The sequence below is a fragment of the Legionella steelei genome, assembly GCF_001468005.1.
In the GTDB taxonomy this organism is placed as follows: Bacteria; Pseudomonadota; Gammaproteobacteria; order Legionellales; family Legionellaceae; genus Legionella; species Legionella steelei.
This window is the reverse complement of sequence record NZ_LNYY01000019.1, coordinates 831,398-839,109: the sequence shown is the minus strand read 5'-3', so window position 1 is coordinate 839,109 and position 7,712 is coordinate 831,398. Positions and strand designations below refer to the sequence as shown.

Sequence of the window (7,712 nt, the reverse complement as noted above, 5' to 3'; positions counted from 1 at the left end):
TTTCAGCGCCTGATGGAGCAGATGTTTGCCTTTAAGAAGACACCAGATGCCCATCTCTTAAACTTTGGCCATTTACATTTGGAGACCTTGCTTAATCCGCCTATGCCCGTAACCCAAGGCGTGCGCTTTTTTGCGGCTGCTGCAACACCGATGCGTGATGTGGTAGGCAAGGAAGAGGATAATCCTTATGGCTTGGACCTGACTCAGGAGCAAAGCGTGCTTAATTTTGCGGGGATGACAGTAGTGCCAATAGCGAAAAGGACTCATAGGTAGGGAGGGTATCCAGAGCCAACCCAATCAGGAGATGCTATTAAGATCTTGGTAAAAATTCCCTAGCTATTTTAATTAATTCAATTTTATTTTTTGCATGCATTTTGAGCTTTAATTTCTCTGTATAATCTTCAACAGTACGGTAAGACATATTAAGTGCTTTCCCAATTTCTTTAGCCGATTTTGTGGAAACAATATGGGTTAATATTTCCAGTTCTTTTGGAGTACACTGTTGCTTTAAGCGAGCTGAATTTGTGTTATCTTGCCCAGCCGAAGTTATTTCATCAGGGTGTATTAAGAGCCCTGACTGAATAAATAAGCTTAAAGCATTGGCAAAAGAATTTTGTTGGTCATTAAGAACAATAGAGCAGCCAAATAGTCCAATGATATTATTTTCCTTATTTAGTAAAGGAAATTTGAATGCCACACTGGGACGTTTAATATGATGTTCTAATTGTTCAAAAGGTTCATCTTGAACTATCATTTTTTTTTGTTGTAATACTATTTGATCGTGTTTGATGATCATTTCGGCGGATTCTTTTGTTGCAATATCACGAGCTGATCTGCCAACTGCATCATGAGAAGATGTAAAACCACAGCTACTAGCAGAATACTCATTTACGTTTTTAAGGATACTTTGTGTATCCATAAAGTAAACGCAAAAGGGCATATTCAAGAGATGAGAAACAGTATACAACCGTTCTCTTTCATTTCTACTTACCATATCAGGTCTAATTAGTTGAACACCGTTAAGATTTTTACGTATGAGTAAGTCACTACTGATATCGATTTTCATAGACTATAACCTCTAATAATCTTTGCGCACTAGTTTTAACTAATAGCCAAATACAAGAACAAATTAAGTAATTGTTCATTATTTTACCATTTATTTGTTAATTAAACATTAATATATATTGTAATTGATTCGCTGTGATAAATAATAGGCAATTTAGAAAATCGAAATTACGGGTTAAAAGTTAGCGCTTTGTGCTCTTGACTATTTGTGCCGTCTTGAAAATGGGGATTAGCTCATTTAATAATGACGAACTTTATACTCTAGAAAAATTTTAGGGATATTGCTTAGCAGAATGAGTTGACTCTTTGATATTTATAATTTTTTCTATATGATTTGCCAGGAATAATCATGAAACGTAAATACAAAAAGGATATTTTTACGATGAATAAAATTGTATCATTGACCTTAAAAAAACTATACCAACTTATTTTAAGAGTCTGGATCTCAGGGGTCAAAGTTACTTCTTACGCCTCTTTATGTGTATTTTCTGCATTTGCCTTAGCTGCTACAGAGCACGCAATGCCTTTGGATTCTCACTACTTGCTTGATTTAAGCTTTGGACCTGCTTGGATAAGTGGATCAAAGCAAAATCCACAGACATTCAAGCGACATACAGACTTAGAAATAACGTTTCTTCATAATAAAAGCAGCAATTCTCCTGTATTTAATGGTGAACAATTTCTTGGAGTTCAAAAAGCAGTTACATCAAACCTAATGGGACAGGTAGGCTTGGTTGCTGCTGAAACCAGTACCATTGCTTTAAATGGCAGTATATGGAATGGGATTAATTCTAATTTTCATAATTTCAATTATAAATTCAGGCTAAGTCATATAGATGTTGGGGTCAAAGGAAAGTTGATTTATGATTCAACATTCGCTATGAATCCTTACGTTAGTGCCGGTATTGGAATGAACTTTAACCAAGCTCTGGGACTAGGTATTTCTTCTCTTGATAATAATGAAGTTTACAATCCTTTTGTCGAAAATCAGAGTTCAAATTCGTTTATGTATCAGGTTGGTGCTGGGTTGCATGAGGCGCTGAATACCCATTGGTTGTTAAGTGTAGGTTATCAATTTAAATATATTGGGCAAACCCATCTGAATATAGATGGAGATCAGTTGAATAGCGGCAATCTTTATCTCAATGTTGTACAGTTTGAAATTGCTTATTTAAGATAAAGTAATAGGATAATAATCAATAAGACGATTAATGTAGCAGCATCAAATCCCAAAATTTCATGGGCATCCGTTTCATTCAACTTTGAATATTTGAGCTGCTATTTTTTTAGTGTTTCTTATTAAAAAATGACGCGTCAGGATCATTATAATTTCTGCATTCTTTAGAGTTTAAAGACTGATCTACTGCCATAATCAGAGCTGCCATATTCTTGTATTTCGAGATCATGAATCGTTTTAGTCAGTTCAGCAATCCTTGAGGCATAATCCTCATTATCAAGTTGCTGTTCTAGGTTAGATTTTTTATTTAGTAATTCTCTAGTCTCTTCCTCATTCCTAAACTCATCGAGTTTGAGATTGATATCCCATATTTTTTCCACGAGTTCGTTATTTTCTTTGTTTAATTCTTTTACAAGTAATCGAAGTTCTTTAATCCGATTAGGTATTGAATTACCCTTGGTTTTTTGTAAGTGATTGAATATATTAAACTTATTTTCTGACATAATATTGTCCTTTTTTAGTGCTCAGTTTAAATTTAGCTTTATTTCTTGTTCATCAGATAATTCTTCGATGGGAGTAAATCTGTCCTTCAGGTTTTTATAAGCATTAGCTGCTTTGTCATAATCAATCTTTCCCCCAGACAATATGGGGTTATCCCTTAATGGATGCCTATGGGAAGCTAAAGCTCGTTGAACATCATTGGCAGTGGGATTTGAAATAACTTTATCGCGTTCACTAAGGGGCGTATTGTATAATGCTTTTGTTATATTTTCTGCTTTTGACTCCATAAAAAAACCAATATTTGCATTAAATGACGCAATAGCATTTATCACTGCTTTAAATTCAGCGGAGTCCATAGCGGCGAATGCATCGTTTAAATTTATTATATTTTGTTGAAGGTTCTTAGGATTATTCTTTTTTTCTTCAATAGATTCAATTGTATCTAAAATAAATTGTGCTAATTGTGTATCTTTAGGATTCAACTGACCTTCGAGGGATAGAATTAATTGATAACATTTTTTGTATTCCGGCCAAATCACAGAGAGCCAATCTAATTGAGAAATTTCTTTTGTCAATTTGGCTTGAAGATCAGGGTTGAATACAAATACACCTGCTGATTTGAAAGTTTTAATTTGTTCCAGAACAGCATTCACAGCATTTTTAGCTTCCTGTGTTTTTAAATAGTCCTTAAAAGAATTATTTTGCAAGGCGCTTTGCTTTAAGATATCACGGCGAGCTTTCATTAAGTCACTAAAGCGCTTTCCTTCGGAAGGAAGATAGAACTCTGTAAAGGCTTCAATAAAGCTGTCTGGCAGTAAACAAATTTTCAGTATTGCTTCATTCACCTCAGTCCGAAACTGTTTTGAGTTAGACAGAGTCGGATTTACTATCTTGCTCTCTCTATTTTTGACCCATTTTACCGTATAGTCCAACCATTCAAAGGCTGGGAAATCCATTGGGTATGGCAGAGATGCTATTGTCTTTGGAGACAGGTTAAATGAGCGGTCCTCAGTATAATCAGTTTTTAATTCTGCAAAACACCAATCGCCATCAATTTTGATGACCCTGTTCTCCTCATCAAGACATATATTTCCGTTTTTTAAATCAACCTCCTCTAAGAATACGGAGCAAACCAAAGCTTGCCCCAAGCCGGTGAAGACGCCATTGCTAAAATTGTTTTGTTGGTTTAAGGGCAAACTTTTATAACCGGGTACTTCTTGAGACAGAACGTGAAGGGTGTGGTTCTTATCTGCCGCCAGACGTGTTTCTGGTTGGTGAGGGATGAGGAACCTAAAAAATTCCTGGGCCAGAAGTTCTATCTTTGCTGCCATAGGATCTCTCATTGTCTTACAAAACCAGGTTTGTTGGCTGTCAGGTAAGGTTCCTCGACGCGTCCAGTGGCTGCCTGTGTCTACTTGTTCTTCAATAAACGGTGTAAATGTTTTCACATCTATAGGCACGAAATAAGTCTCTTTTGATTGCATGACAGCTCCTGGTCGCGAATATTGGACAAAATGCGAATTAAATTTGCAATTCATGTTAAAGAGTAACATTCAGTTTCTTACCAGATGATTAAGGAAATATCGCAAATGCTGCATAAATACCCATCTAGAAGCCTAAAAAATGGTCAAATAATAATGAAATCATACCAAGTGGGTTGAGATCAAAAAGATTTATTTTTGACCTTTTCAAATAACGTCGTGTTAAGGTGCATTGCAATCAAGCTTCAAGGAGTTTCCTGTAATGATTTTTAGAGAAATCGGGTGAAAGAGTTAAATTATTACAGTTAGAAAAAGTGCGATGAGGGATTTTCAATTTATTACAGTGATGGCATGCCCAGAAATAGTCAATCTCTCGATAGGATTGCCCAATCTCCTTATTGTAGTAATTAATGGCAATTTGCTTCTTTTTTACAGGGGCCGTCCCGGACCGTCCCCGCTATATTTGCGATTTTTACGTATAGGAGTTAAGCATACCAAAATATAACTTCTTTAATCTAAAGGGATATAAATAGTTTTGAGGTATGGCTTATGGGTGGTTTGATATTATTTACATTTAATGGTACTAAAAAAACGCCTAGCAAAAAATCAGGAGATATAAGGATAAAGCCGGATGAATTTTGTTCAGACGAGGTTTATTGTTATCGAAAAAAAGAAATGCCAATCACAAAAGAGCTTTTGGAAGAAGCTTTTAATATGATGGAGGGGCTGCCGCGCAAAAACGATGATATTATTATCGAGAGCCGGGAAGCGGCCGAAAATATTGATCTTTTCCCCAATAAATTCACGACTTCTATTGTTTATGGATTTCGGGTGTTTAACTATCCTCCTTCGGTAATCGCTTCTGAGCAATCTAAAAGGGATTGTATTGAGTATTTAAAACAGCTACCAAATTTTATAAATAAGGTTAATTTTAATCTCCAAAAAAAATTGAAAAATCCAGAGGATGTGATAAAGGCTATTCCAAAGCACATAACTCATTTCACCATCAATGCGGAAGTGATTGAAAATTGTACTTATGAAGAACTGATTCCTTTTTTTAGTAGTTTTCCAAATAATATAAAAGAAATTTCTCTTTTAGGAGGGAACCCACAAAAAAAACAGGCTATCGATGATAAAGTATTGCGTGATTTGATTATTAGATTACCTGTTTCTGTTAAAACGCTTACCGTTCCAAAAGATATGAGTCTTTTCTCTCTTACATCAGAAAGAACAATAGATTTGATTGAATACAGGAAAAAAGAATACTTCCCTGATAGCTATAATGAACTGACTCATTCGCCTTCAGAAGATTTATTTGAGAAGGCAAAAAATCTTTTAAAGGATTATACAAAAAATGACTCTTGGAGCCCGGGATTTGCTCTTTTTGCTACTTTTCACTGGAATCGGCATTATGCTGATAAGGTTAATGAAATACTTCAAAAAAGTAACAATCTAGATGATCTATTAAAAAGATTAAACAGGATAGAAATGCAAGAAAATTTTAACCCTACTGGTTCTCTAGCACGCCGAATATGCTATATAAAAAATATGCAATATCAGGCTCAGGAATTAAATACAGAAGTTGAGAGTTTAAATGCCGCAACCTATATTTAACCAATGTTGTTAGCAATTTTTATTGATTTAAATGGTGTGTCGCTAAGGATGACTAGTTAATTGCTATAATTAATTAAAGAAAGAGGGGGGGCTTGTTATCTAACAATATCTAACGAGATGACCATGGACTCTAGAAATAAAGATGAGATTAGTAACAAAATAAGACAAGAACAAGCTGATGAAGATTCTACTGACTTAGCTGAATCCTCAACCAGTCTTATGGAAAAATTATTTTCCTGTGCTTGTTCCAAAAGAAAAAGTGGCGGAAAAACAAAAGATGCAATGGCGCCAATAAAAATGATACAGCAAGAAACGATTGACCTTATGGAAATGGATAAAAAAAATCAAGTTCCAATGGCTAGTACTGGTTACTTAAATAATAAAAATAAGATGGTTTGCACTGAAGCTCTTGCATCTTGCTATGCACTAATTGTTGTCGGTAAAACTGCAAATGGGACTCCTATAGCATCACTTAATCACTGGGTTGGCGATGAACTATCTGCAGAAGATACAATTAAAAGTATGAAAAAAGCCCTAAAGTCTCAAGGAGGCGTAACATCTGAGATGCAATGTTTTGCTATCGGCGGCCAAAAAGATTTTTCTGACATGACGAATGAAATTGATTCCTTAGTAAAAAGAAAAATTATTCAACAAGCTAAGCTTGAGGTAAATAGTCAGGGTGAAAATACGGATGTAATTGTCCGGCTCAATGAGAATAAAGAAATTTCCATTGAGTATACAACGAGAAACATTCATGCTAAAAAAGATACGCTTCAAGCAGAAGACGATAATGATATAGTCGCAAGTGCTTTAGCTTCTTTGCGTAATCGTTCCCCATAGCATACGTTTGCTAACTAGACTGTTAGAAAATAAGAGCTTCCTTCCCATTACATGATATAACTCTGGATTTCCTAATCTCATCAGTTATGCTTTTTGTATCTTAGTCGATGGCATAATCTGTATTTTCTATTTTCGACAGAACCAGAAAAACCACCACCTTTTATCATTTAATCTTATGGGTTAAAAGAGGTCATTAAATTGGCCCAGTAGTTTATTGTGCCGCAAAAATAAAATGCTCATTAGCAAATGTAGGTCGATCCCTCAGAGCCCGACCTAGGCTTGCTGTAATTCAACCAAACTTCATTATTGATTCTCACTCAGATGTAGTGGTTCATAATTATCGGAGACCCCAACTTTGGGTTGGTTGCCATTCTGGAGGCTCCGGCGGATATTTATTCTCAATATAGTCCCGACAGGTTCCGTGCCTGCTTATGTCTCTTGCGATTTCACTTCTTGAATGAGGCTCCATACAGGCCCAACTGGATAGCAAATTTCCTACTAAACTTATGCAGGTAGCTTTAATTTTATGCTCATGAAGATAAGCTTGATCAATAAGTGCTTCGCATCTATCGGCCTCATTATTTAATCCGGAAGGTATATCGCCATCATCATTACGCAATCCAGAACTGAGAACAGCGTCTAATAAACCAGCACATATAAAAAACGTTATTGAAGTTGTCATATAGATTTTTGCTTGTGTTTTTGGATGAAAAAAACCAAACATGTTGCTCTCCTTAAAAGTTAGTGTCTGTGACGTGCAATAAGTACTTGATTTTAAAATAATAATCAATAGAAATTATTTGTTCGCCCTGTGAACTTTTCGGGGAATAAATCAGAGCGAGCATTTGGCTGCATTGTATCGTGTTCATTGTGTTTCCTGATGATATTCCAGAGTTTATTCCTAAAAAGCCTGAACATGTTATAAAGATAAAGGTTGGGATGATGGGTAACTCATTCCGAGTCGGCAACTCAAGCACATTCAGTGAGGTGCGAGATTATATGGAAATGCATCTCCGAACACGATGAACGCGACG

8 protein-coding genes are annotated in these 7,712 nt (G+C 35.6%); 4 read left to right on the top strand and 4 right to left on the bottom strand.

Features of this window, described 5'->3' with window-relative positions; all coding sequences use genetic code 11:
- A partial coding sequence (locus Lste_RS07870; protein ID WP_237760449.1) for a hypothetical protein occupies positions 1-273 on the top strand: 273 nt, incomplete at its 5' end.
- Positions 274-310: 37 nt separating this feature from the next.
- Here the strand turns inward: Lste_RS07870 and Lste_RS07865 are convergent.
- Positions 311-1,066 carry a helix-turn-helix transcriptional regulator gene (locus Lste_RS07865; protein WP_058510490.1) on the bottom strand — a complete coding sequence of 252 codons (756 nt, stop codon included), beginning with the start codon at positions 1,064-1,066 and terminating at the stop codon, positions 311-313.
- Between the two features lie 348 nt (positions 1,067-1,414).
- On the opposite strand from Lste_RS07865, the gene Lste_RS07860 reads away from it, so the two are divergent.
- A complete protein-coding gene (locus Lste_RS07860) occupies positions 1,415-2,245 on the top strand; it encodes an outer membrane protein (RefSeq protein WP_058510489.1) in 831 nt (276 codons plus the stop codon).
- 161 nt (positions 2,246-2,406) lie between these two features.
- Here the strand turns inward: Lste_RS07860 and Lste_RS07855 are convergent, their stop codons facing one another.
- Positions 2,407-2,745, bottom strand: a complete 339-nt coding sequence (locus Lste_RS07855; protein WP_058510488.1) for a hypothetical protein — start codon at positions 2,743-2,745, stop codon at positions 2,407-2,409.
- A gap of 21 nt (positions 2,746-2,766) precedes the next feature.
- Positions 2,767-4,227 carry a hypothetical protein gene (locus Lste_RS07850; RefSeq protein ID WP_058510487.1) on the bottom strand — a complete coding sequence of 487 codons (1,461 nt, stop codon included), beginning with the start codon at positions 4,225-4,227 and terminating at the stop codon, positions 2,767-2,769.
- 546 nt (positions 4,228-4,773) lie between these two features.
- Between Lste_RS07850 and Lste_RS07845 the strand changes: the two genes are divergently transcribed.
- Positions 4,774-5,838: a DUF5617 domain-containing protein gene (locus Lste_RS07845; RefSeq protein WP_058510486.1), complete on the top strand. Its 1,065-nt coding sequence runs from the start codon at positions 4,774-4,776 to the stop codon at positions 5,836-5,838.
- A gap of 123 nt (positions 5,839-5,961) precedes the next feature.
- Positions 5,962-6,678 (top strand): hypothetical protein, encoded by a 717-nt coding sequence (locus Lste_RS07840; RefSeq protein ID WP_157070715.1) that lies wholly within the window; start codon positions 5,962-5,964, stop codon positions 6,676-6,678.
- A gap of 337 nt (positions 6,679-7,015) precedes the next feature.
- On the opposite strand, the gene Lste_RS07835 is transcribed toward Lste_RS07840, so the two are convergent.
- The gene (locus tag Lste_RS07835) at positions 7,016-7,402 is read right to left on the bottom strand and encodes a hypothetical protein (RefSeq protein ID WP_058510484.1); all 387 of its coding nucleotides are present in this window, start codon (positions 7,400-7,402) and stop codon (positions 7,016-7,018) included.
- Between the last annotated feature and the right edge of the window lie 310 nt (positions 7,403-7,712).